This is a genomic window from Flavobacterium sp. FG68 (assembly GCF_057808895.1).
This window is the reverse complement of record NZ_JBMDIY010000001.1, coordinates 291,508-313,752: the sequence shown is the minus strand read 5'-3', so window position 1 is coordinate 313,752 and position 22,245 is coordinate 291,508. Positions and strand designations below refer to the sequence as shown.

28 protein-coding genes are annotated in these 22,245 nt (G+C 32.4%); 6 read left to right on the top strand and 22 right to left on the bottom strand.

Annotated features, from left to right (window positions below; all coding sequences use genetic code 11):
- The first annotated feature begins 208 nt into the window (after window positions 1-208).
- Window positions 209-1,309, top strand: coding sequence for a DUF4407 domain-containing protein (locus tag ACODSB_RS01350; protein WP_488935723.1), 1,101 nt, complete (start codon window positions 209-211; stop codon window positions 1,307-1,309).
- A 119-nt stretch (window positions 1,310-1,428) separates the two neighbouring features.
- On the opposite strand, the gene ACODSB_RS01345 is transcribed toward ACODSB_RS01350, so the two are convergent.
- The 8 genes from ACODSB_RS01345 to ACODSB_RS01310 all read right to left on the bottom strand — a co-directional run bounded on the left by ACODSB_RS01345 (window position 1,429) and on the right by ACODSB_RS01310 (window position 6,830).
- Entirely contained in the window at window positions 1,429-2,136 is a 708-nt protein-coding gene (locus ACODSB_RS01345; protein ID WP_053469962.1) for a PH domain-containing protein, read from the bottom strand.
- A gap of 72 nt (window positions 2,137-2,208) precedes the next feature.
- The gene (locus ACODSB_RS01340; protein ID WP_488935722.1) at window positions 2,209-2,580 is read right to left on the bottom strand and encodes an MmcQ/YjbR family DNA-binding protein; all 372 of its coding nucleotides are present in this window, start codon (window positions 2,578-2,580) and stop codon (window positions 2,209-2,211) included.
- Between the two features lie 8 nt (window positions 2,581-2,588).
- Window positions 2,589-2,939, bottom strand: a complete 351-nt coding sequence (locus ACODSB_RS01335; protein WP_488935731.1) for a DUF4260 domain-containing protein — start codon at window positions 2,937-2,939, stop codon at window positions 2,589-2,591.
- Window positions 2,939-3,337: a GNAT family N-acetyltransferase gene (locus ACODSB_RS01330; protein WP_488935721.1), complete on the bottom strand. Its 399-nt coding sequence runs from the start codon at window positions 3,335-3,337 to the stop codon at window positions 2,939-2,941. The genes ACODSB_RS01335 and ACODSB_RS01330 overlap by 1 nt, the downstream gene beginning before the upstream one ends.
- A 194-nt stretch (window positions 3,338-3,531) precedes the next feature.
- Entirely contained in the window at window positions 3,532-4,299 is a 768-nt protein-coding gene (locus tag ACODSB_RS01325) for a cyclase family protein (protein ID WP_488935720.1), read from the bottom strand.
- Between the two features lie 78 nt (window positions 4,300-4,377).
- The gene (hemW, locus tag ACODSB_RS01320; protein WP_488935719.1) at window positions 4,378-5,514 is read right to left on the bottom strand and encodes a radical SAM family heme chaperone HemW; all 1,137 of its coding nucleotides are present in this window, start codon (window positions 5,512-5,514) and stop codon (window positions 4,378-4,380) included.
- Window positions 5,515-5,594: 80 nt separating this feature from the next.
- Window positions 5,595-6,149, bottom strand: coding sequence for a crossover junction endodeoxyribonuclease RuvC (ruvC, locus tag ACODSB_RS01315; protein WP_053469969.1), 555 nt, complete (start codon window positions 6,147-6,149; stop codon window positions 5,595-5,597).
- Window positions 6,150-6,830: a hypothetical protein gene (locus tag ACODSB_RS01310; RefSeq protein WP_488935718.1), complete on the bottom strand. Its 681-nt coding sequence runs from the start codon at window positions 6,828-6,830 to the stop codon at window positions 6,150-6,152. It lies immediately after the preceding gene.
- A 69-nt stretch (window positions 6,831-6,899) separates the two neighbouring features.
- On the opposite strand from ACODSB_RS01310, the gene ACODSB_RS01305 reads away from it, so the two are divergent.
- On the top strand, window positions 6,900-7,844 hold the full coding sequence (locus tag ACODSB_RS01305; RefSeq protein WP_488935717.1) for a hypothetical protein: 945 nt from the start codon (window positions 6,900-6,902) through the stop codon (window positions 7,842-7,844).
- Window positions 7,841-8,944, top strand: a complete 1,104-nt coding sequence (locus tag ACODSB_RS01300) for a glycosyltransferase family 2 protein (protein ID WP_488935716.1) — start codon at window positions 7,841-7,843, stop codon at window positions 8,942-8,944. The genes ACODSB_RS01305 and ACODSB_RS01300 overlap by 4 nt, the downstream gene beginning before the upstream one ends.
- Before the next feature lie 51 nt (window positions 8,945-8,995).
- Here the strand turns inward: ACODSB_RS01300 and ACODSB_RS01295 are convergent, their stop codons facing one another.
- On the bottom strand, window positions 8,996-9,475 hold the full coding sequence (locus tag ACODSB_RS01295; protein WP_256636735.1) for a hypothetical protein: 480 nt from the start codon (window positions 9,473-9,475) through the stop codon (window positions 8,996-8,998).
- Between the two features lie 48 nt (window positions 9,476-9,523).
- Complete coding sequence (locus ACODSB_RS01290) at window positions 9,524-9,754, bottom strand: hypothetical protein (RefSeq protein ID WP_053469973.1); 231 nt, start codon at window positions 9,752-9,754, stop codon at window positions 9,524-9,526.
- A 194-nt stretch (window positions 9,755-9,948) separates the two neighbouring features.
- On the opposite strand from ACODSB_RS01290, the gene ACODSB_RS01285 reads away from it, so the two are divergent.
- Window positions 9,949-10,449 (top strand): DUF456 domain-containing protein, encoded by a 501-nt coding sequence (locus ACODSB_RS01285; protein ID WP_488935715.1) that lies wholly within the window; start codon window positions 9,949-9,951, stop codon window positions 10,447-10,449.
- A gap of 283 nt (window positions 10,450-10,732) precedes the next feature.
- Entirely contained in the window at window positions 10,733-11,335 is a 603-nt protein-coding gene (locus ACODSB_RS01280; protein ID WP_053469975.1) for a DUF937 domain-containing protein, read from the top strand.
- 74 nt (window positions 11,336-11,409) lie between these two features.
- On the opposite strand, the gene ACODSB_RS01275 is transcribed toward ACODSB_RS01280, so the two are convergent.
- The 6 genes from ACODSB_RS01275 to ACODSB_RS01250 form a co-directional block, all read right to left on the bottom strand.
- Window positions 11,410-12,318, bottom strand: a complete 909-nt coding sequence (locus tag ACODSB_RS01275; protein WP_488935714.1) for a pseudouridine synthase — start codon at window positions 12,316-12,318, stop codon at window positions 11,410-11,412.
- Between the two features lie 318 nt (window positions 12,319-12,636).
- Window positions 12,637-13,593 (bottom strand): geranylgeranylglycerol-phosphate geranylgeranyltransferase, encoded by a 957-nt coding sequence (locus tag ACODSB_RS01270; RefSeq protein WP_053469977.1) that lies wholly within the window; start codon window positions 13,591-13,593, stop codon window positions 12,637-12,639.
- 61 nt (window positions 13,594-13,654) lie between these two features.
- Complete coding sequence (locus tag ACODSB_RS01265; protein WP_488935713.1) at window positions 13,655-14,245, bottom strand: DUF502 domain-containing protein; 591 nt, start codon at window positions 14,243-14,245, stop codon at window positions 13,655-13,657.
- Between the two features lie 64 nt (window positions 14,246-14,309).
- Complete coding sequence (locus ACODSB_RS01260) at window positions 14,310-15,248, bottom strand: mevalonate kinase family protein (protein ID WP_488935712.1); 939 nt, start codon at window positions 15,246-15,248, stop codon at window positions 14,310-14,312.
- Window positions 15,249-15,298: 50 nt separating this feature from the next.
- On the bottom strand, window positions 15,299-15,553 hold the full coding sequence (locus ACODSB_RS01255) for a hypothetical protein (RefSeq protein ID WP_291151487.1): 255 nt from the start codon (window positions 15,551-15,553) through the stop codon (window positions 15,299-15,301).
- A gap of 45 nt (window positions 15,554-15,598) precedes the next feature.
- Window positions 15,599-16,699 carry a diphosphomevalonate decarboxylase gene (locus tag ACODSB_RS01250; RefSeq protein ID WP_488935711.1) on the bottom strand — a complete coding sequence of 367 codons (1,101 nt, stop codon included), beginning with the start codon at window positions 16,697-16,699 and terminating at the stop codon, window positions 15,599-15,601.
- A gap of 150 nt (window positions 16,700-16,849) precedes the next feature.
- Here ACODSB_RS01250 and ACODSB_RS01245 point away from each other — a divergent pair, with 150 nt between their 5' ends.
- Entirely contained in the window at window positions 16,850-17,326 is a 477-nt protein-coding gene (locus ACODSB_RS01245; RefSeq protein WP_488935710.1) for a TspO/MBR family protein, read from the top strand.
- Window positions 17,327-17,341: 15 nt separating this feature from the next.
- Here ACODSB_RS01245 and ACODSB_RS01240 read toward each other — a convergent pair whose 3' ends face one another.
- The 6 genes from ACODSB_RS01240 to ACODSB_RS01215 form a co-directional block, all read right to left on the bottom strand.
- Entirely contained in the window at window positions 17,342-18,052 is a 711-nt protein-coding gene (locus ACODSB_RS01240) for a hypothetical protein (protein ID WP_488935709.1), read from the bottom strand.
- Between the two features lie 72 nt (window positions 18,053-18,124).
- On the bottom strand, window positions 18,125-18,802 hold the full coding sequence (locus ACODSB_RS01235) for an MBL fold metallo-hydrolase (RefSeq protein ID WP_488935708.1): 678 nt from the start codon (window positions 18,800-18,802) through the stop codon (window positions 18,125-18,127).
- A 60-nt stretch (window positions 18,803-18,862) separates the two neighbouring features.
- Entirely contained in the window at window positions 18,863-19,435 is a 573-nt protein-coding gene (locus tag ACODSB_RS01230; protein ID WP_488935707.1) for a Crp/Fnr family transcriptional regulator, read from the bottom strand.
- Between the two features lie 3 nt (window positions 19,436-19,438).
- Window positions 19,439-20,086: an HAD family hydrolase gene (locus tag ACODSB_RS01225; RefSeq protein WP_488935706.1), complete on the bottom strand. Its 648-nt coding sequence runs from the start codon at window positions 20,084-20,086 to the stop codon at window positions 19,439-19,441.
- Window positions 20,087-20,091: 5 nt separating this feature from the next.
- Window positions 20,092-21,300 carry a BaiN/RdsA family NAD(P)/FAD-dependent oxidoreductase gene (locus ACODSB_RS01220; RefSeq protein ID WP_488935705.1) on the bottom strand — a complete coding sequence of 403 codons (1,209 nt, stop codon included), beginning with the start codon at window positions 21,298-21,300 and terminating at the stop codon, window positions 20,092-20,094.
- Window positions 21,301-21,495: 195 nt separating this feature from the next.
- A complete protein-coding gene (locus ACODSB_RS01215) occupies window positions 21,496-22,173 on the bottom strand; it encodes a glycerophosphodiester phosphodiesterase (protein ID WP_488935704.1) in 678 nt (225 codons plus the stop codon).
- Window positions 22,174-22,245 lie beyond the last annotated feature (72 nt).

Here is a 22,245-nt window from a genome sequence, read left to right as displayed (position 1 = left end):
GAAACTAGACTCTTAATATTACTAAAACCCTTTAAAAAAATTAACATAGTGTTATGATTAGTCAGTTATTCCTTATTCTTATTAATGTTTAACTAACATTTATGTCTCAAATAATTGATTTGCAGCTAAAAACAAATCGATATTTTGAACGTAATTGAAAATTTGGCGTTAAATTTGCCGTATCAATCACAATCAAAAATCATCAATCATGTTAAAACAATTTTTTATCCTTTGTTCCGGTGCCGACCGAGATTTATTAGAAGGATGTTCAGAAGGCGAACAAACCAAATATGTTGGTATTGGTGCCACCGTATTCTTTACCGCTGTAATGGCGTTTTTAGCCAGTTCTTATGCACTTTTTACCGTTTTTGACTCTATTTATCCGGCTTTAATTTTTGGGTTTGTTTGGAGTTTATTGATTTTTAATTTAGACCGATTTATCGTTTCTACAATTAAAAAAAGAGACCGCTTTATGGATGAATTTCTGCAAGCGACTCCGCGTATTATGCTGGCAATTATTATTGCTATTGTAATTTCGAAACCTCTAGAAATTAAAATTTTCGAAAAAGAAATCAATACCGTTTTATTGAAAGAGAAAAACGAAATGGAATTGGCCAATAAAAAGCAAATTGGAACTTATTTCAAAACAGATTTAGATAAAAATAAGGCTGAAATTGCAGCTTTAAAAGCAGATATCGTAAAGAAAGAAAAAGAAGTAAACGCTCTTTATTCGACTTATATTACAGAAGCTGAAGGAACTGCCGGAACTAAAAAACTAGGAAAAGGCCCGGTTTATAAAGAAAAACGCGAAAAACACGATGCGTCTTTAAAAGAATTTGAAACGCTGAAAAAGACAAACGAAGCTAAAATTGCCGAAAAAGAAAAAGCAGGCAAACAACTTCAAGCAGATTTAGATAAAAAAGTTTCGCAGACACAGCCAATTATTGAAGGTTTTGACGGATTAATGGCGCGTATCAATGCGTTAAATAAACTGCCGTGGCTTCCGTCATTTTTTATAATGTTGTTGTTTTTAGCAATCGAAACGTCTCCAATTATTGCCAAATTATTAGCACCAAAAGGAGAATTCGACTTTAAACAAGAAGAAGCCGAAACAGCAATGAAAGCTACTTTGGAACAAAATAAATACCAACGTGAATTATTAATGAAAACAAGTGCAGAAATGCATGACAGAGTATACGCTGATATTGCCGAAGATAAAGGCTTGTATGATTTACAGCGAAAAAATGCAAAGGAGTTATTAGAACTGCAATCGCATAACTTTTTAGACAAACAGAAAGCAACTTTATAGGTTCAAAGCACAAAGTTTCTAAGTACAAAGTTAAATACAAAGCCCGAAATAGAATCTCTATTTCGGGCTTTTCTATTTAGCTCAAAGTCAAAAAAACTTTGCACTTTGTACTTTTAAAATTACATATAACTTAAAATCTCTTTTTTATAAGCATCATATTCTCCCTGCATGATTAAACCATTGTCAAGAAGTTTTTTGTAATTCTGTAATTTGTCAAAAAGTTCTTCTTTAGATAATTCACTTAATTTACGATCTCCGGTTGAAGGCTGTGCTGGCTGAATTGGTTCAAAAGTTTCAGTATATACTGGCGCTGCTGGTAAAATTTCAGCAAAGTTGGTTACTTCTTCAGTTTCAACTTCTTCAACCTCTTCTGTTTCCTCTTCAAAAACAGGTTCAACAACTTCCTGAACTGGTGCTCCTGCAGAAACTGGATTTTTCAATAAATCCAATTGTTCTTTAGCGTAAGTATAAATTTTTCTAGCCTGGATTTTCGGAATATAATCAATAGAAACAGCTAAATCTGTTTTTGTACCAAATGAAAATTCAGAACCTAAGATATTTTCTTTTACAAAAGTACTTGCAATATCATCCCAAGTATAATCTGTAAAATCCATAGAAAGACCTAAATTTTTAGGTTTACAGATAATGATACGTTTGTTTGTTAATACAATACTATCAGGAAAAACAGTAATTGCAGGTTTTTTTTGCACTGCGATGTATCCAACTTCTTCGCCTTTCATCAATAAATCGTTGAGTTTTGAAGTGATTTTTTCAATCGCTTTTGGATCTTGTTCTTCGTTTAGAAATTTTTTAAATTGTTCTTTCATGGTTGTATAAGTTGCTAAGTTATATAGTAACTAAGTTGCTAAGTTTTTTTTCTTACCGTGCAAATGTAATGCCTAATTTTCTAATTCGATAATTTCATTCTGAATTTTCTTTGTCAAACTTTTGAAAACCAATTCATACGAATGATCTATCAATTCTTTGACAAATTTATCAGGAAGATTTCCGTTTAATGCAACCGTATTCCAATGCACTTTACTCATATGAAATCCCGGTTTTATCTCATCATATTCAGCTCTGAGTTCCTGTGCGCGGTCTGGATCACATTTTAAATTCACCGAAGCTTCATTTTTTTCCCATTGAGATAAAGAAGATAAAGCAAACATTTTACCGCCTACTTTAAAAACCAAAGTATCTTCATCAAAAGGAAAATGTTCGCTTGCGCCTTTTTTTGAAAGACAATATTCGTAAAACGTTTCTAAATTCATATCATTTATTATTTACCAATTTCACCTAAATGTGTGTATTTAAAACCCTTTTCATATTTTAAACCGTAACCAAAAATACGATCCATTGCCGAATGTGAAAATAAAATAATTCCGGCTAATTGTACACTTTCAACATTTAAATAATATCCTAAACCATAAATTAAAAGCGCAATTCCTTTATGATGAAAGAGATTATAGAGAAATGCGCCAATTTTATTCCCGAAAGCATATCCAATCATGGATAAATCTGGAGCTAAAATTAAAACCAAAAACCACCACCATTCATAATTCAAACGGTTAAAAAGAAATATTCCCAGAATAAGTAAAGCTGTTTCTTCGAGTTTAATAATTGTGTTCATCATACTATTTTTTCCATCATTTTTTCTGGATGATTCAGTTTTGTAAATCCAAATTTCTCGTATAAAAAGTGAGCGTCACTTGTCGCCAATCTCCAAATTTTGACATCTTTAAGCTGAGGTTCGTTCATCATCGTTTCAATTAAAATCGACGAATATCCTTTTCCTCGATGTTCTTCGGTTATAAAAACATCCATTAAATAAGCAAAAACAACATAATCGGTAATCACACGTGCAAAGCCAATTTGCTTGTCGTTTAAATAAATTCCAAAACAAATTGAAGCATCAATTGTTGTCTGCACTTCTTCAATAGTTCGTCCCGCTGCCCAATAAATATCTTTTAAAAAGTTTTGTATAAACGGAACGTCAAGTTTGGTTTTATCTGTTGAGACACTAATCATAGTTTATTTTTTTTTGCCACGAATTTCACGAATTTTCTCTAATTTCTTTTTTTTTATCTGCCACAGATTAAAAAGATTTACACAGATTTAATCATTTTTAATCCTTTAATCTGTGGCAAAAAAAGCAGGATTAATTCGTGAAAATTTGTGAAATTGCTTCGCCTGTTCGCTATCGCTCGGGTCGTGGCAAACTTTTAAATCTTATATAAAATAGGTTTTGATGGGCTTGCATCGTTTTCAAACGAAGCGATTTGCAGGTTTAGTATGTAATTTCCATCTTCAATTTCGTCTGGAACATAAATCATTTCGGTAATTGTCGCATTCAATCTTGCATCATTATTTAGATTATGCGTGTCTTTTACATTCCAAAACGCTTTATGTGCTAATAATTTACCTTCGTCATGCTCTTTATCAACACTTGGCAAATCGATCAATAAATGCTGAATTTCGCTTTCGCGGATGAAAATCGCAGCTTCTTCAGACAAATAAGGCGGATTTGTATTCGAATATTTTCTTGATTTTTTATCTTTTTGATTTGGTATTGTCCTAATAATTAAAGCCTCGTTTGTCACGCTGAGCGAAGTCGAAGCGCTCAACGCTTTTTGAACTTGCTCTTTTGTAATCACAAAATCATCTCCAATTTTTTCAGGCTCAACCGTAATCAACTTAGCAAAAAAGAAAAACTTTTTAAGCGATTTATTAATGCTGAAAAAATCATTCGTAATATGTCCCAAACATTCCGTGTGCGTTCCATGCCCATGCGGATTGAAGAAGATATTGTTAAAATTCGTAGATGATTTTCCTTCAGAAACTTTCCCAACCCAATCGCCAAAAACTACTGGTTCAATAACCGGTTTTTCGATATACCAGGCAATTGGGTTTTCGTCTGTATTTGTTAAAGGGATAGAGATATCAATAGGTTTTGATAAGTCAATTTCGAAGTTGTTAATTTTGGCTAACACAAGTTTAGGTTTTATGCCGCAAAGACGCTAAGTCACAAAGTTTAATTGATTTGCGCCTTTGTGCCTTCGTGGCTAATTTTAGTCTTCCAAATTTAAATAAAACAGATCACTTGCAATTCCATCCGTTAAAAATTTTCCCTTTGGAGTTGGTTTTAGAATGTTATTTTCAATTGAAAGTAATTCGTCGTTTAAAAATTTTTGAGATTGTTTTTTCAGATAATTCAAATATTCCAAACCAAATTCATTCTCAATTCTTTCTAAAGAAACGCCCCAAATCGTTCGTAAACCCGTCATGATATATTCATTATAACGATCTGAAATAGTCAGGATTTCCGTTTCAATTGGAAGTTCATCATTTTGAATTGCTTTTAAATACAACGAATTATTAGCAATATTCCAGCCTCTTTTTATGCCGTCATAACTATGAGCTGAAGGTCCGATGCCGATATATTTTTTTCCTAACCAATAAGCCGAATTGTTTTTGGAGAAATAATTCTCTTTTCCAAAATTGGATAATTCGTAATGGATAAATCCATTTTTTTGAAGCGTTTCAACTAAAATCATAAAATGATTCGAAGCTACTTCGTCTTGAGGTTCCGCAATTTTTCCGGTTTGAATTAATTTGCTCAAAGCCGTTTTCGGTTCAACCGTTAAAGCATAACTCGAAATATGCGGAATACCAAAACTCAAAGCCGTTTCGATATTCTGTTTCCACATTTCATCACTCATTCCAGGAATTCCGTAAATCAAATCGAGCGAAATATTATCAAAATATTTGGTCGCTTCTTCTAAGCATTTTTTGGCTTCAGCCGAATTATGAGAGCGATTCATCATCTTCAAATCTTCTTCATAAAAAGACTGAATCCCAATACTTAATCTATTTATTGGACTTTTTGATAATTCCAAAATTCGTTCAGCAGATAAATCATCCGGATTGGCTTCAAGAGTAATTTCCGGATTTTCTGAAACTTTATAGTTTTTATAAACTTCTGAAATTAAAAAGTTGATTTCGTCATTTGATAATACAGAAGGAGTTCCGCCGCCAAAATAAATGGTTTCTACGATTTCATTTGTGAATTCGTTTTTGCGCACAGTAATTTCTTTGGCTAATGCCAAAACCATTTCGTCTTTCTTTTTCATTGAAGTCGAAAAATGAAAGTCGCAATAATGGCAAGCCTGCTTGCAAAAAGGAATATGGATGTAAATGCCGCTCATTTTTAATTAGATAATCTGTCAATTTGATAATTAGATAATGAAAACTAGTCTATAAGAAATTTTCTAATTGACTAATTTTCTCATTTCCTAATTTTATCCTCGTTCTGTTTCACAAAAGCATCCCAGCCAGTATAACTTTTTCCTGCAACGATTTTTCCTGAATTAAAGAAATGACAAACCGCAGCCGCCAAACCATCTGTTGAATCGAGGTTTTTAGGTAATTCTTTTAAACCTAAAAGTTGTTGCAGCATTTTGGCAACTTGTTCTTTACTGGCATTTCCGTTTCCGGTAATCGCCATTTTTATCTTTTTTGGTTCGTATTCCGTAATCGGAATATCTCTTGAAAGTCCTGCGGCCATTGCAACGCCTTGTGCACGGCCCAACTTCAACATCGACTGCACGTTTTTACCAAAGAAAGGTGCTTCAATCGCGATTTCATCTGGATGATGCGTTTCGATTAATTCGATAGTTCTTTCAAAAATGATTTTTAGTTTTTGGTAATGATTGTCGTATTTGGACAATTGCAATTCGTTTAACTGCAAAAATTCCATTTTTTTATTGATGACCCTAATTAATCCAAAACCCATAATTGTGGTTCCGGGGTCAATTCCTAATATGATGCGTTCTTTTGTCATTTATTTTATGTATTCTATCCATTGATTAGCCAACTCTTCTACATAATCAATAAACGTTGTAACATTTTTAAAAGAATGAAATGTGTATTCCGGCTGATTTTTAACAAAGCTCACATTATCGAAACTATGATCATGAGAAAACAAGAAAACTTCTTTATTACTAGAATTGTACATTGTCAACGCTCCGTTTGCTTCATATGCAAAAGATAAAAAGTTAGAAAAATCTATTTTTTCAAAATTTTCTTCTTCACAAGTGGAGGTATAGTAATCTTCATATTCTCCAATTCCTTTAAAACATTCGGAATTTATAAACATAAAATTTTGATTATTGCAGAAAGAATTTTCAGGACTATTAAATGATTCTTGGATGCCTCCAATGTTTTTTAATAATAATCTATGCTCATAGATTAATTCAAAAGCTTCATTTTCTATTTTATTTAACCAACCGCAAATATGGTCTTCTTGATTGTTCCAAGCAAATAGAATATAATCTTGATTATCGATTTTGATATTTGAAATCCTGGCTTTTTCTATTAAGAAACTTAATTTAGGAAATGTGCTGCTGAATTCTTCGCTAATTCTAAAATCTCGTTTAACGAATGTGACATCGGAATTTGGCTTGATAAACCAGGTTATTTCTTTTTTGAAGGTATCAAAATCTTTTTCGTATTCCATTTCCATAATTCATTTTCTAATTTTCAAATTGTCACATTTCCATTGCCACAGTTTCAAATTGCTTACTTTTGCGGCATGATTTCAATTCCTCACAAAGCTAAGCAATTCCTTGTTCTTCTAGTCAAACTTTTGATTGTAGGCGGCGCATTTTATTTTATTTACGATCAGCTGGCAAATAACGACAAACTCGACTGGCAGAAGTTCATTACTTTGTTTAAAAAAAATCAATCGGTTTTAGGGATTTCTTTTATATTGCTTTTGAGTGTTTTGAATCGTTATTTTGAGATTTTAAAATGGCAGAATCTTGCTAAAGTAATCCATGAGATTTCGGGATATGAAGCCACAAAACAGGTTTTAGCTGCCTTAACAGCCGGAATTTTTACACCAAACGGAGTAGGAGAGTATGCCGGAAAAGCATTGTATTATCCAAAAAATGAAGCAAAAAAAGTAGTTTTCCTAAACTTAATCTGCAACGGAATCCAGATGATTCTAACCGTTATTTTTGGAATATTTGGATTAATGTATTTCAATTCACAATACAATGTTATTACATCAAAAACCGTAGCCATTTTGTTTGGCGGATTTATGGTGATTTTGATTGTTTTGTTTTCTCTGAAAAAATTTAAAATCAAAGGATATTCCATTGAAAAACTAATTCATAAAATCAATGAAATTCCAAAATCTGTTCACCAAAAAAATATTCTTTTAGGAGTTTTAAGATATTTAGTTTTCTCACATCAATATTACTTTTTATTTCTGGCTTTTGATGTTGATTTGCCTTATCTAACTTTAATGGCAGCAGTTACATCAGTCTATTTTTTAGCTTCTTCTTTGCCAACCTTTCAGTTTTTAGATTTTGCAGTAAAAGGAAGCGTAGCCATTTATTTCTTCGGAATTCTGGGCGTAAACGAATGGATCGTAGTTTTTATAAGCACCTTAATGTGGTTTTTAAACGTCGTTTTACCAGTAGTTTTGGGAAGTTATTTTGTGCTGAATTTTAAAACCAAAAACGCAGCATGATTTTCGGTTTATTCGAAATATTGACCATTTATATAATAAGTATCGGTTCGCTTATTCATGGTTTTTTCAAAGTGAAAAACTATCAAAAAAAAGGATTAATTCCAAAGACGAATTTTACAATTATAGTTCCATTTCGAAATGAAGAAGAAAATCTCCCAAAACTTTTAAATAGCTTTTCAAACTTAAATTATCCAACAGATTTATTTGAAGTAATTTTAGTTGATGATTCTTCAAATGAGAAATTCCAAATTTTAAATTCCAAATTCCAAATTTCGATAGTTGATAATGTTAGGAATTCAAATTCTCCTAAAAAAGACGCCATTACAACTGCGATGCAGCACGTAAAAACCAATTGGGTAATTACTACTGATGCCGATTGTATTGTTCCGGAAAACTGGCTTTTGACTTTCGATAATTATATTCAGGAAAATAAAGTTTCAATGCTTGCCGGTGCGGTTTCGTATGAATGTGAAAATTCTTTTCTGCATCATTTTCAGCAGTTAGATTTAACAAGTCTTCAAGGCGCAACAATAGGCAGTTTTGGTTTGGGCAAAGGTTTTATGTGCAACGGAGCAAATTTTGCCTACACAAAATCATTGTTTGAAAGCTTAAATGGTTTTGATGGAAATGATAAAATTGCCAGCGGAGATGATGTTTTTTTGCTACAAAAAGCAATCGAAAAATTCCCAAATGAAGTTCATTATTTAAAAGCCCAAGAAGCAATCGTAATTACAAAACCAACCGAAAACTGGAAATCTTTATTTTACCAAAGAGTTCGCTGGGCGGCAAAAACAAGTTCCTATAAAAGTGCGTTTGGAAAGTTTTTAGGAATAATTGTTTTCTTTGGAAACCTAAGTTTTGTGATCGCGTTTTTCTTATTTCTTTTAAGAATTTGGCATTATCCATTCTTCGTTTTATTTGCTTTTTTAAAGTTCACAACCGACTTTATTCTGCTCTATAAAACCAATCAGTTTTTGACCAAAACCAGAATTAAAAGCCTTTTATTAAGTAGTTTATTGTATCCTTTTTTCAGCTCAACAGTAGCTTTATACAGCTTATTTGGTTCTTACGAATGGAAGGGCCGACGCTTTGTAAAATAGTTTACACCAAGTTTTTAAATGAACTTATATCACTTATATGGTAAAAAAAAGCTACTCTTTTGCTTTAATAATTACAGGCAGCGTAAACTGTGTTTTTACCGGAAGACCGCGTTTTATAGCCGGATTTACTTTAGGAAAATCAACTAAACGCGCATGAAGAATACTGTCAATTCTAATAGTGTCATAAGCAACAGAATCTTTTCGAAATTCAGGTTCGAATTTCATTTTTGAATTAGGAAAAACAGTCACTTTTACTTGTATAGTATCAAGATCAGGATATAAAATAGACAAACTATCAACGTTTAGTTTTTCCTGAATAAGCTGAGACATTACATCAAAAAAGCACTTTTGACGCAGTTTTTTATCATTAATTGTCTCGCATTCAGCAACAGTAGGATATTCGTCGACCTCTTTCCAGTTTATAGATTTTAATTCCTTTTGAAGTAATTCTTTTTCAGAAGGAACCTTCTTCTCAAAATATTGACAAGAATTAAAAAATAGTAAAAAAATAAAAAATGAAAACTGCTTCAAGGCTTTGATGTTGAATTGGATAAATTAAACTGAAGTATAAAAATACAATTATTTTTTTTGAGATTCTTTGTATTCTAAATAATCTTCATACCTTTCTGAAAGCCAATGTTCTTTGTTTTGTGCAGCAACTTCCTTTTGATCGGGATATAATTTTGCAAGGCGATCAGAAAAGGTCGCAATTTGAACCGTATAATTGTAAAATTCGGTTTTTGTTAAAAGAACATCGGGATCATTTTTACGAGTAAAAAATTCAAAGAAAAGAGTATCAAATTCTTTCATAGAAAAATTTAAGATCTTCTTCTTGTTGCTTTTATAAATACTGTCTTGCAGTAATTGATCGTCGATGGAAAGTTTTTTAGTTTGCGCACATGTCATATTGATTGAAAAAATCAATGACAACAAAAGGATAAATTGCAAATAAAGGCGCATTTTTAATTTTTATAAAAGTTTGTAAGGGCAAATTACAAAAATATATGGATTTACTATTATTTACGTTAGGTTTTATATGTATGATTGTGGGTATTTTAGGCAGTTTTGTACCTGTTTTGCCTGGTCTTACAAGCTGCTGGGTAGGCTTACTGCTGTTGAATTTAACAAAAGCAGTCGAAAATAATTACTGGCTTTTAGGAATCACACTTGTACTCACTATAATCATAACCGTTTTAGATTATATAATTCCGGCAAAAGGAACCAAAAAGTTTGGCGGAAGTTCCTACGGCGTATGGGGAACAAACATTGGGTTAATAGTTGGGATCCTGGCTCCAATACCTTTTGGAGTTATAATTGGGCCATTTGTAGGAGCATTAGTTGGCGAATTAATTTATGACTCAACAAATCATAAACGAGCCTTTAAGGCGGCAACAGGATCACTTTTAGGTTTCCTTGCATCAAGTTTTATAAATTTCTTATTCAGCATCATATATTTCGGAATTTTTCTACACACCACATGGGAATATCGAAACATATTGTTTTAATTATGTAACAAATAATTAGCTTTTTTCTTATTTTTCGTTTTTTTTAAGAAAAATTGGAATTTTTTTAAGAAGATATTTCAGTTTGTTTTGATTACGAAAGGGTTATATTTACTGGTATACAGCGTTTTTTCTGTTAAAGGCATAACAATCTAACGTGTAAATTCTTCACTTATTTTTTGGATATGTTAAAATATTTTATATTTTTATCCTGATAAACGATAAAAAGCCCCACTTTATCGATTATTTTGAATGAGTATAAATTATTATCTAATAAGTTATGAGTATGACCCCAAACCTACAAATTGAGCTTAGACGTTTTATTTCTTCTAACGTTGTTTCAAAACTAAACAAGTTTTATTTTGAAAATGATGCACTCCTGATAAAGGGAATTGATGTTTCGATTGGTACAGTTTTAATGGGTCTCTACAATAAGGCTGAAGAATCAGGATTTTATAAAGAAGTTGTCTCACTAATTGAAGATAATTCCGGATTTTACCAGGAAGTCGATTTTACCTCAGGAAGAATTTTATCAGTTGACGACTGTTATCGTTTAGAAGGAAATTCACTGCTAAAAGAAATCTTCGCCAATAAAAAAGGCAGAATTTCTGAAATGATTTCAAACGAAGTCGGCATCAAAAGCGAAACGGCCCGCGAAATACTTAACTTCTCTGCACTACTAGTAGTCTCTTATCTTAAAAATAATATCCAATTACTAGACAGTTTAAAATTACTGTTAGAAGAACAAAAAAGAGACATTTTAAACAGCATTCAGCCAGGAATCAAAATCATCTTAGGATTTTCATGTTACGAATCTGTTGAAGACAAAAATCAAAACATCGGAAGATCAATCTTTACACTTTTCGGACATAACTTTTTTAGTTTCTGAATAAAAAAAATCCCATTTTACAAAGTAAAACAGGATTCAAATGTATTTGATGTTTAATTTGAAAGTTTAGTTTCTTACGAATTTTTCAAATTAATAACTTCTTGATCTGTCAAAAAGCGCCAGTTTCCTCTAGGAAGATTCTTCTTAGTTAAGCCAGCAAAAGCAACGCGGTCAATACGTAAAACATCATAATTAAAGTGTTCAAAAATAGCACGAACCACTCTTACATTAGATGATTTTAGTTTAAGGCCAACTTCACTTTTTGCCTCTTTTTCAATATAGCTAACCTCTTCAACAAACACACGATGTCCGTCAAGAACTAAGCCTTTACTGATTTTTTCTAAATCCTCAAATTTCAAGTTTTTATCTAAAGAAACCTGATAAATTTTAGAAGATTTCTGATTCGGTAACGTAAACTTACGAATCATGTCAGTATCGTTAGTAAACAATAACAAACCAGTTGTATTCTTGTCCATTCTTCCTACTGCAGCAATTTTTGCATTGGTAGAACCACGTACTAGTTCCAGAACGTTACGATATTCCTGACCTTCATCAAGAGCAGTTGTAAAGTTTTTAGGCTTGTTTAGTAAGATATATTCTTTCTTTTCAGGAGTTAAAACAACGCCGTCAAAATTTACAACATCATTCAATTTTACTAAATACCCCATTTCAGTAACCGGAACGCCATTTACTTTCACGTTTCCAGACTGAATATATATATCAGCATCACGACGAGAACAAACCCCAGAATTTGAGATATATTTGTTCAAACGAATTTCGTCAGAAGCCTTTTGTCTCTTAGCCGGCTGATTTTGTTTTCTAATTTTTTCAGCTGCTGCTTCCTGCGCTGCCTTAACTTCAGGTTTCACTTTTTTAGGCCCTTGCGCACGCTTAGCCATAGGAGGTTTTGGCTTGCTTGAGTTTGATCTTGAGCTATTTGGTCTCGATCCGCCTCTTTTATTATTGCCTTCCTTATTGTTCATAAATTCTGTAATTTGTGCAAAGATAGTTTTTTCCTGCTAATAAATCTTAAGTTCAATGTTCTTAGATTGATAGCTTTCAATTTTAAGATGATTTGAAGCATCACAATTGGCTTTTTTTAGACATTAGTTCCCGCTTTCCGTTTCAATCTTTTATGGCGAACCCCGCCATAAAAGGATTTCCACTTCAATCGGGGCTAGAATTCAAACAATAGGCTTCTTTTAAACATTTGGTTATTGCGCAAAGCAACACAAAAAAAAATCGGCAAGAAATAAAATAACCAGCGAAAACCCGTTCAACCCGTAAAATCAGCGGCCAATCTAAAATGTAGAAATCAATTGACGTCCGTGCCACAAAACGCTCGGATTAATCAAAACAATGCAGAAAACTCCCGAAACAATCAAAAATTTCAATACGTTATGCAGTAATAAAAATTGCTCTTTAGAATTCGATCTCCATAAATAAAGCAGAAAAAAAAGTAAAACTAGAAAGCATACATAAAAGTAAATATCCATATAACCAACATCATAAATATTCACCAAGATATAAACCGGAATTACCGTTAAAAATGTCAAAACCGTAATAATTTGTTTTGAAACCTTTTCGTTATACGTAATTGGAATAGTGTGATAATCATTGGCCAAATCCCCTTTCAAGTTCTCTAAATCCTTTATCATTTCCCGAATCAAAAGCAATAAAAACAAAAACATGGCGTGAGCCGAAATTACTGCAAAATGACTTCTGTGATTCTCAATTTCTTCAAAAGAAATAGAATTATAGAAATACAATAAAATCGCAAAAAACGGAATTACAGCCATAAATGCTGCCGTTAAATTTCCAACAATTGGATATTTCTTTATTTTATGAGAGTAAAACCAAATCAGGAAAATATAAGCCGAAAAGAATAAAAAAGCGCGCCAGGAAACAATTGAAGCCATTAAAACCGCCAGAAAATTCAGGCTGAAATAAACCGTCAGTTTTGTTTTCTGACTCACCAATCGATCCAACATAGATTTGTTAGGTCGATTGATTAAATCTTTTTGACTGTCGTAAAAATTATTGATAATATAACCCGAAGCAATCGTAACTGCCGAAGCAAATACAATTAAAAATAAATAAAAATCCAGCAGTATATCCAACGCTCTTTTTTCTGGAGCCAAAATAAAAATCGCTGATAAATATTGCGCTAAAACAATAATAGGAATGTTGTAACCGCGTACCACAGAAAACAAACTAACAATTTTCATTACTAAAAGTTTGTGCTGTCTGCTTAACATAAATTATTGTGGTGTTGGATTAGATTAAGGGAAGTTAAAGGATATTTTTGAAACCTGAAATTTAGAGTTTGTTTTTTAACAATTCTTTAGAGCCAAAACCTAGTTTTCGAATGCAGGCCAAGGCTTCTTTTTGTGTCATATCAATTTCTTTAATGTCTTTCTTTTCTACAAAACAAACAGAACCGCTCCACGGATTTGGTGCATCCGGAATAAAAACGGTAAAATTGTTTTCATTTATTTGTTCTATTAAAAAGGCAAATTGCCAGCCGGCATCTGTAGGAACTAAAATAACTTTTAAATCTTGTTTAGATTCAAGTCCCATAATATTTTCATTCATGTTTTTCATAAATGAATATCCGGGAACAAAGCTTAAAACGCCATTTTCTAATTTATGAATCAGCTTTTTGGCACCGGCAGTTCTGGCCAGTAAACCCGCTGAAAAACAAATAAGAATTAAGATTATGGTTCCAACAAGTTCCTGAAGTGCAATTCCTAAAACGTGTACTCTTGGCAGAAAATTTACAAGCGGAAGTGTGACTTTTTGAATGATGCCATATCCTTTTTCAAGAATAATGAGCAGTACAACTAAAGGTGCTAAAAACAGAATTCCTCCTAAAAAAGTTGCTTTAATTATTTTTAAAATGCTTTTCATAATAAATAACTTTTTAGGATGAATACTTATGAAAATCGACTCAAATAATTTCGGCTTTTAAGAGTTAAAACTGATAAACTACTTCTAGCTTATAATCTTTTAATGAGGCTTTTGCGCGTTCAAGATCTTCAGTGAAGCCAAGAATATAGCCGCCGCCTCCAGAACCGCAAAGTTTTAGGTAATAATCGTTTGTATCAATTCCGTTTTGCCAAATTCCGTGAAATTGTTCCGGAATCATTGGTTTGAAATTGTTTAAAACAACTTTTGAAAGCTTCTTAGTGTTGGTAAACAAAGATTTCATGTCGCCATGTAAAAAGTTTTCTACACAAGCGTCAGTGTATTTTACGAATTGGTTTTTAAGCATAGCACGGAAACCTTTATCTTTTAAGTTTTCCATAAAAATGCTAACCATTGGAGCGGTTTCTCCAACAATTCCAGAGTCTAATAAAAATACAGCACCTTTTCCGTCAAAACTTTGAGTCGGAATTCCGGTAGCTTCGATATTATCTTTAGAATTAATTAAAATCGGGATACTCAAATAACTGTTTAAAGGATCTAAACCAGAACTTTTTCCGTGGAAAAAACTCTCCATTTGAGAAAATATATTTTTTAACTGTAATAGTTTTTCACGAGTTAAATTCTCTAAAACCGTGATTTTGTTTGTAGCATATTTATCATAAATAGCCGCTACAAGTGCACCGCTGCTTCCAACTCCATATCCTTGCGGAATACTTGAATCGAAATACATTCCGGTATCAACATCATTTTTAAGAGCTGCTAAATCGAAAGTAACCAATTCCGGCTGTTGGGTCTGCAAAACTTCAAGATATGCTGCAAAACTTAGTAAACTTTTGTTTGATGCAATAGCTTCTGCTGAAGGCTCTTCAGACTTTTTCAATGCACCATTGTAAAAATTATAAGGAATAGAAAGTCCTTTAGAGTCGCGGATGATTCCGTATTCTCCAAAGAGTAATATTTTTGAGTAAAATAAAGGTCCTTTCATGATTTATTTTATGTCTTTTTTTATTTAATCAGAATATTTTCTGTTGATTTTTAGCCTTTTATATATAATCCAATAATCATCATGGCCAAAGCGAAAAACAGACCAACAAACCATTTAATCATATCATTTTTTGCATCTACAATTTCTTTCTTTACAAAATCTTTAGTCGCTATTTCGTTTTTATCTTGTCTAATTTCTTCGCTAATAGTTCTGTCAATTGCTTCAACAAATTCCTTAGCCTTACTCTCATCAAGATTAAGTTCTTTTCTAAATAAATCGTAAAGTTTTATAGTTGCAGTATTCATGTTCTGACTTAAAAATAGGTATTAAAAATATAAAGATACGCAAAATTATAATGCTATTGCGCCACTTCCAATTTTGTCGCAAATATACTGACGATTCTGACAAAACACAACTAATTTGTCCTGAATAAATTGTAATACTTTTTCGCTAACGTTTTCGGGATAAAGAACATGCACATTTGCACCGGCATCAAGCGTAAAACAAACCGGAATCTGGGTTTCTTGTCTAAATTTCCAGATGGCATTTATGATTTCCAGTGTGTTTGGTTTCATCAAAATAAAATACGGCATCGATGTCATCATCATGGCATGCAAAGTCAGCGCTTCACTTTCGACAACTTTAATAAATTCGTCTAAATTTCCGTTTTCAAAAATGGTAATTAATTTATCCAGATTTTCGTGTGCCTGAGCAAAACGTCTATCTGCATAAGGATGATTGTGCATTAAATCATGTCCAACAGTGCTTGAAACTTGTTTTTCACCTTTATCAACTAATAAAATAGTATCCTGATAATTCTTAAAATTCTCATGAATCGCATACGGAAATTCAATACCAAATAAATCAGTACTTCCTTCAATATTTGCCTGATTTCCCCAAACCACAACATTTCCTTTTACACTTCGGCACGCACTTCCAGAACCTAAACGTGCTAAAAAGGAAGCTTTTTGATAAAAGTATTCATCAGTCATTTCCGGATTCAGCAATTTCTCCAAACTCATAAAATTCATTGCCAAAGCCGCCATCCCAGAAGCCGAAGATGCAATTCCTGAACTATGCGGAAATGTATTTTGTGTATCAATTGTAAAATGATAGTCTTTTAAAAATGGCAGATAAACTTCAACTCGTTCTAAAAACTTTTTAATTTTCGGTTTAAAATCTTCTTTTGGTTTTCCTTCAAAAAGTAAATCAAAAGAAAAACCATCTGTCACGCTGAGCGAAGTCGAAGTATCTCGTTTTTCAAAACCTAATTTCGTAATCGTTTTACAATTATTCAAAGTAAAACTCACCGAAGGATTAGCCGGAATTTGATTGTCTTTTTTTCCCCAATATTTAACTAACGCAATATTGCTGGGAGCGCTCCATTCAAAGTTTCCGTTTTCGATTATTGAAGTATATGGATTTGGAATAAAATCAGCTGCTGTAAACATGAAATATAAATTTTGGCAAAGATAGTTTTTAAAATATTTCACCATATAAGTTATATAAGAAATTATAAGCAAGCTTTGCTAAATGAACTTATATAACTTATATGGTTTCCAAATATCTTTTGATTATTTTTGGATACAAAATTTGATAAAATGAATAAGACCGTAAAAATTATTATAGCTTTAATTATTTGTTTAGCAGTAGGATATTCTGCAAGTGTAGTAACAAGACCGAATGTAGAAAGCTGGTATCCAACAATTGCGAAACCAGTTTTTAATCCGCCGAATTGGATTTTTATGCCAGTTTGGACTACACTTTATATTTTTATGGCGATTGCTGCAGCACTTGTTTGGGATAAAATAAAAGAGCAAACCGAAAAAGTGAAAACGGCACTTCTGTTCTTTTTGATTCAATTAACGCTCAATGCGATTTGGTCTTATTTATTCTTCGGATTAAAAAATCCGCTTTTGGCTTTAATTGAAATTGTTCTTTTATGGCTGATGATTTATGAAACGTATTTAAAATTCACCAAAATCAATAAAATCTCAGGTTATTTGTTGATCCCGTATTTAGCGTGGGTTGCATTTGCGACGATTTTGAATGCTAGTATTTGGTGGTTGAATAAGTAAAATTTTGTTTTAGGTTCAAGGTTTCAATTTCTTAAATTCTTCATTTTTGGCATACAAAAAATCCATTGTAGCCAAAACATTAGGATGTTCTAAAAGAGTTTTCGATTTTGGATCGGCATCACAAAACTCAAGAAAAAGTTCTTTTTGATCAGCATTGATTTTTAAATTTTTAGTAAAGAAATCTGAAGGACAATATGCAGTGGCATGTTTTTTAAAACGATCGTCCACTTCATGTTTTTCTTTTGAATATGAACCTCTTAAAGGTATATTCATTTTTGCAGCATATCTTATTCTGCCATCATTTACACCAGTATAACGAGTAAGATCGTTTGCAGTTTTGTTATTGTTTATCTCATTTACTTTTTCGGCATCAAACTCTACTTTTTGGAATTTTATTGCTGTAATTACAACTTCATTAAGCTCTTCGGCTTTAATAATCATATTAACTACAAGATTATTATTCTTTAAATTTTCCGATGTAAGTTTCAACCGTGTAAAGAAATAATCTTTAGAGAAAAAAAGTAAACTGTCTTGTTCTTTTGCCAGAATAGAGAATTCTCCCAGCTCATTTGTTCGTGTACTGGTTTTAGCTGTTTTATTTATAACTTCAACTTTATTAAGAGGAGTTTTATTAGCAAGAACTTTTCCGTGAAGTAATTTTTCTGTTTGAGAAATTGAGAGCTGGTAAGTGAAAAAAGAAATCGTGGTAAGTAATTTTACTTTCATCTAGTGGTATTTAGTGAAAGTAAAATTATTAGAATTGTCTTAATGAAAACTTGTGAAATCTGTAAATTCTTGTTAATAATATCGTTCGATCTTTTTAGTGAAAACTTCAAATTCGCCGTTATTAAATAAAACGGGACCATGTCCAAAACAAAGTATTTTTGGTTTTAACGAAGCCAGTTTCTGAATAGATTTTCTATTCGTTTCCTGATCTTTTGTAAATAAATCCGGTGGTTCATTAATCCCAACTTTTGTGGTCAATAAATTCATATTGGTCATAACATCGCCCACAATTAATACCCCGTCTTTTTCCCTGAAAAAAGACAAATGTCCGCTGGAATGACCTGGAGTTTCAATAACAATAAATCCGTCAATTTGATCGCCTTCTTTTAATGTTCCAGAAACAGGATGTCCTTTTCCTGCCCAAAATCGTTTTTGAAATCTCGAAATAACATGATTAGGATTTGAGTATTCAAAAATTACGTTTCCATTTTCGACAGCAGTTTTTTCAGGCTCACTGCTCAAAAGTGGAATGTTCAAAGTTTCGCAGATTATTTTACTGCTTCCCTGATGATCGGCATGTGCGTGAGTAAGCACGTGTTTGGTAATAGTTTTATCTTTTAATGCTTTTAGAATTATTCCGCTTGAACTGCGGATTCCGGCATCAATTAAAACATCTTCAATTATATAACAATTAATAGCGTTTCTAGGAAACAAAGGAATTTGGTAAACGTTTTTGGCAATAGATTTCATTTTCTTGAATTTTATATTGACAAAGATTTGAATTCAGTTACTAAATTCACTTGATAAATGTTAAGAAATACTTTGACGAATTCTGCTTAAAGTTTCTGGCGTTATTCCAAGAAATGAAGCAATGTAAATTAAAGGAGTTCGCTGAATTATTTTGGCTGGAGCCGATTCCAGAAAAGTGAGGTATTTCTCTTTTGCCGGAATCATCTGCAATTTTAAAACGCGATCTGCCATACATAGGTAATTTTGTTCAGCAAGAATTCTTCCAACACGCTCCCAATTCGGAATTTCGTTATATAGAAATTGCATTTTTTTAAAACTGATAGAAAGGATTTCGCAGTCTTCTATACACTGAATATTTTCAAAAGAAACCGATTGATTTATAAAGCTGGAATAAGAAGCAATAAAACCTTCATCAGAGCTTAAATAAGTGGTGATTTCTTTTCCGTCTTTTAAATAATAAACACGTGCCAGACCTTTAACAATGAAAAAGATTTTATTGCTGATTTTTCCCATTTCGGAAAGAAATTCTTTGGCATTAAATTTTTCATATTCAAAACAAGAAACAATTGCCTCCATTTCATTTTCAGAAAAAGAGGCAATTGCTATGATTTGTTTTTGTAATGAAGAATTCATGATTTACAGAATTTCAATTAATTCCGAAGCATTATTAATAACTAGTTTTGCACCGCTGATTTTCAATTCTTCTTCGGTTCTGTAACCCCAAGTTACACCTACCGGAAACATATTTGCATTTATTGCTGTCTGCATGTCAATATCAGAATCACCTACAAAAAGAATCTCTTCTGGTTTTAAATTCCAGTTTTTGCTTATTTCTACAGCTTCAAACGGGTTTGGCTTTTTAAGTGTTTCGGTGCTTAAACCAACTGCAGTATCAAAATAATCCGGAAAAATTTCTGATGCTATTTTTTTAGTCAGTTCATCAGCTTTGTTGGAGAAAACAGCCAGTTTGATATTCTGTGAAGTCAAATTATCTAATAACTCCAGAATTCCTTCGTATGGTTTTGTTTTTAGCGTGCAGCTTTTTCGGTATTCATTTACCATGCATTCAAAACATATTTCAATTTGATCGTCTGAATTATTTGTTATAGGAAGAGCTTTGCTGACCAAATTTCGCAAACCGCTGCCGATAAAATATTGATACGTATCGTAAGTATGAGTTGGATAATTTAAACTTTTAAGAACAATGTTCATTGCATCTGAAATATCTTCTAATGAGTTTACCAATGTTCCGTCTAAATCAAAAATAATTCCTTTAAATTTCATTCTATTTATATATTATTGGCTAAAATAAACCCGCTTGTCCAGGCATTTTGAAAATTAAAACCTCCTGTAATAGCGTCGATATTTACAATTTCGCCGGCAAAATATAGGTTTTCATGAATTTTACTTTCCATGGTTTTAAAGTTGATTTCTTTTAAATCGATTCCTCCAGCCGTTACAAATTCTTCTTTAAAAGTACTTTTTCCGTTGACTTTAAATTCTGCTTTTGTGAGTTGAGAAGCTAAATTCTTCAATTGATTTTTAGATAAATCTGCCCATTTGGTTTCAGTTTCAATTCCTGAAGCAAAAACCAAACTTTCCCATAAACGGTTCGGAAAGTCGAAAGGAGATTTTTTAGAAACGGCTTTTTTTGCGTGTTCTTGTTTTAGGTCTTTTAGAATTTTTTCGGCATCTTCATAATCAACATCATTTAACCAATTGACAAAAATGGTAAACTGATAATTTTTATCGTGCAGAATTCGTGCGCCCCAAGCCGAGAGCTTCAAAATTGCTGGACCGCTCATTCCCCAATGTGTAATTAATAAAGGTCCTGTTGATTCTAGTTTGGTATCCTTTACGTTTACGGTAACTTGTGCAGCAACGCCGGGTAATTCTTTGATTCGGGAATCTTTGATATTGAAAGTAAATAGGGAAGGAACGGGGCTTACAATTGCGTGTCCGTGTTGTTGAAGCATTTCCCAGATTTTTGGATTGCTTCCGGTTGCCATTACTAATTTTTCGGCAGCGAAATTGTCACTTTGGGTATCAATTTTCCAGTGATTTTCTTTTTTAAAAATCGATTGTACGCTTTGCCCTGTAAGTACTTTTATGCCTAATTTTTCGGTTGTTTTTAAAAAACAGTCAATTATAGTTTGGGATGAATTCGAAACAGGAAACATTCTTCCGTCTTCTTCAATTTTTAATTCCACGCCATGTTTTTCGAACCATTCAATTGTATCTCCAGAACAAAATTGATGAAACGGACCACGAAGTTCTTTTTCGCCGCGAGGATAAAACTTTACTAATTCGTTGGGTTCAAAACAAGCGTGCGTAACATTGCATCGTCCGCCGCCAGAAACGCGGACTTTAGAAAGGACTTCTTTTCCTCTTTCTAAAATGGCGATTTTTAGTTTCGGATTTTTCTCTGCAATATTAATCGCAGTAAAAAAACCTGCAGCGCCTCCACCAACAATGATTATGTCGAAATTTTTGATCATATTTTGTTTTTTGCCACGAATTTCACGAATTGGCACTAATTTTTTTTCTTTGCCACAGATTAAAATGATTTACACAGATTTTTTGCTCGGAATTCACAACTTTAAGCATAAATTAATTCGTGAAAATTCGTGAAATTCGTGGCGAAAGAAAAAATCCTTTTAATCTTAATAATCTGTGGCTAAAAAATTTATACTTTATATTTTGTCTGGATTATCAGAGATAATTCCATCGACTTTATAACTTTTTACTTTTTGAATATCTTCTTTACTATTTACTGTCCATGGGAAAACTAAGAATCCTTTTTCCTGTATTTTGCTTACGTTTTCTGGATTTAATAAATGAAAATCAGGATTAATGGCTTTTGCTTTGATCTTTTCGGCGAAAGCCAAAGCGGTATCAAGATTTTCTTCTGTTAAAACACCAATTGCAATTTTTGGATTTAACTTTGATGTTTCCTCCAGCATATTCCAATCGAAACTTGAAATTATAAAATGATTGTAATTCCAGTTTTTCTCTGAGATATATTTTTCTATAAGAGATACAATTTTACTGGGAGTTCCTAAACCTTTTAATTCAATATTGATCAGGCATTTTTTGTCGACCAAATCTAAAACTTCGTTTAAAGTGGGGATTTGATATTTTTCATCAATCAAAAACGATTTTAATTCAGCTAAAGTAAAATTATTTACAAGACCTTTTCCATTAGTGGTTCTGTCTATCGTTTCGTCGTGAATTACGATGATATGTCCGTCAGCGCTTAAGTGAACATCAAGTTCAATTCCGTCTGAATTTAGGTCTAAGGCTTTTTGGAAAGCTTGTAAAGTATTTTCAGGTTCGTAGGCTTTGGCGCCTCGATGTGCAATCTTGAGCATGTGTTTTTTGTTTAACCGCAAAGGTCGCAAAGTTTTACGCAAAGGTCGCAAGGATTATAAAAAAAGTTAGCC

Coding starts and splice junctions, on each gene's coding strand:
- ACODSB_RS01350 (WP_488935723.1), top strand. CDS start 209: ATGTTAAAACAATTTTTTATCCTTTGTTCCGGTGCCGACCGAGATTTA.
- ACODSB_RS01345 (WP_053469962.1), bottom strand. CDS start 2,136: ATGAAAGAACAATTTAAAAAATTTCTAAACGAAGAACAAGATCCAAAA.
- ACODSB_RS01340 (WP_488935722.1), bottom strand. CDS start 2,580: ATGAATTTAGAAACGTTTTACGAATATTGTCTTTCAAAAAAAGGCGCA.
- ACODSB_RS01335 (WP_488935731.1), bottom strand. CDS start 2,939: ATGAACACAATTATTAAACTCGAAGAAACAGCTTTACTTATTCTGGGA.
- ACODSB_RS01330 (WP_488935721.1), bottom strand. CDS start 3,337: ATGATTAGTGTCTCAACAGATAAAACCAAACTTGACGTTCCGTTTATA.
- hemW (WP_488935719.1), bottom strand. CDS start 5,514: ATGAGCGGCATTTACATCCATATTCCTTTTTGCAAGCAGGCTTGCCAT.
- ruvC (WP_053469969.1), bottom strand. CDS start 6,149: ATGACAAAAGAACGCATCATATTAGGAATTGACCCCGGAACCACAATT.
- ACODSB_RS01310 (WP_488935718.1), bottom strand. CDS start 6,830: ATGGAAATGGAATACGAAAAAGATTTTGATACCTTCAAAAAAGAAATA.
- ACODSB_RS01305 (WP_488935717.1), top strand. CDS start 6,900: ATGATTTCAATTCCTCACAAAGCTAAGCAATTCCTTGTTCTTCTAGTC.
- ACODSB_RS01300 (WP_488935716.1), top strand. CDS start 7,841: ATGATTTTCGGTTTATTCGAAATATTGACCATTTATATAATAAGTATC.
- ACODSB_RS01290 (WP_053469973.1), bottom strand. CDS start 9,754: ATGAAAGAATTTGATACTCTTTTCTTTGAATTTTTTACTCGTAAAAAT.
- ACODSB_RS01285 (WP_488935715.1), top strand. CDS start 9,949: ATGGATTTACTATTATTTACGTTAGGTTTTATATGTATGATTGTGGGT.
- ACODSB_RS01280 (WP_053469975.1), top strand. CDS start 10,733: ATGACCCCAAACCTACAAATTGAGCTTAGACGTTTTATTTCTTCTAAC.
- ACODSB_RS01275 (WP_488935714.1), bottom strand. CDS start 12,318: ATGAACAATAAGGAAGGCAATAATAAAAGAGGCGGATCGAGACCAAAT.
- ACODSB_RS01270 (WP_053469977.1), bottom strand. CDS start 13,593: ATGTTAAGCAGACAGCACAAACTTTTAGTAATGAAAATTGTTAGTTTG.
- ACODSB_RS01265 (WP_488935713.1), bottom strand. CDS start 14,245: ATGAAAAGCATTTTAAAAATAATTAAAGCAACTTTTTTAGGAGGAATT.
- ACODSB_RS01260 (WP_488935712.1), bottom strand. CDS start 15,248: ATGAAAGGACCTTTATTTTACTCAAAAATATTACTCTTTGGAGAATAC.
- ACODSB_RS01255 (WP_291151487.1), bottom strand. CDS start 15,553: ATGAATACTGCAACTATAAAACTTTACGATTTATTTAGAAAAGAACTT.
- ACODSB_RS01250 (WP_488935711.1), bottom strand. CDS start 16,699: ATGTTTACAGCAGCTGATTTTATTCCAAATCCATATACTTCAATAATC.
- ACODSB_RS01245 (WP_488935710.1), top strand. CDS start 16,850: ATGAATAAGACCGTAAAAATTATTATAGCTTTAATTATTTGTTTAGCA.
- ACODSB_RS01240 (WP_488935709.1), bottom strand. CDS start 18,052: ATGAAAGTAAAATTACTTACCACGATTTCTTTTTTCACTTACCAGCTC.
- ACODSB_RS01235 (WP_488935708.1), bottom strand. CDS start 18,802: ATGAAATCTATTGCCAAAAACGTTTACCAAATTCCTTTGTTTCCTAGA.
- ACODSB_RS01230 (WP_488935707.1), bottom strand. CDS start 19,435: ATGAATTCTTCATTACAAAAACAAATCATAGCAATTGCCTCTTTTTCT.
- ACODSB_RS01225 (WP_488935706.1), bottom strand. CDS start 20,086: ATGAAATTTAAAGGAATTATTTTTGATTTAGACGGAACATTGGTAAAC.
- ACODSB_RS01220 (WP_488935705.1), bottom strand. CDS start 21,300: ATGATCAAAAATTTCGACATAATCATTGTTGGTGGAGGCGCTGCAGGT.
- ACODSB_RS01215 (WP_488935704.1), bottom strand. CDS start 22,173: ATGCTCAAGATTGCACATCGAGGCGCCAAAGCCTACGAACCTGAAAAT.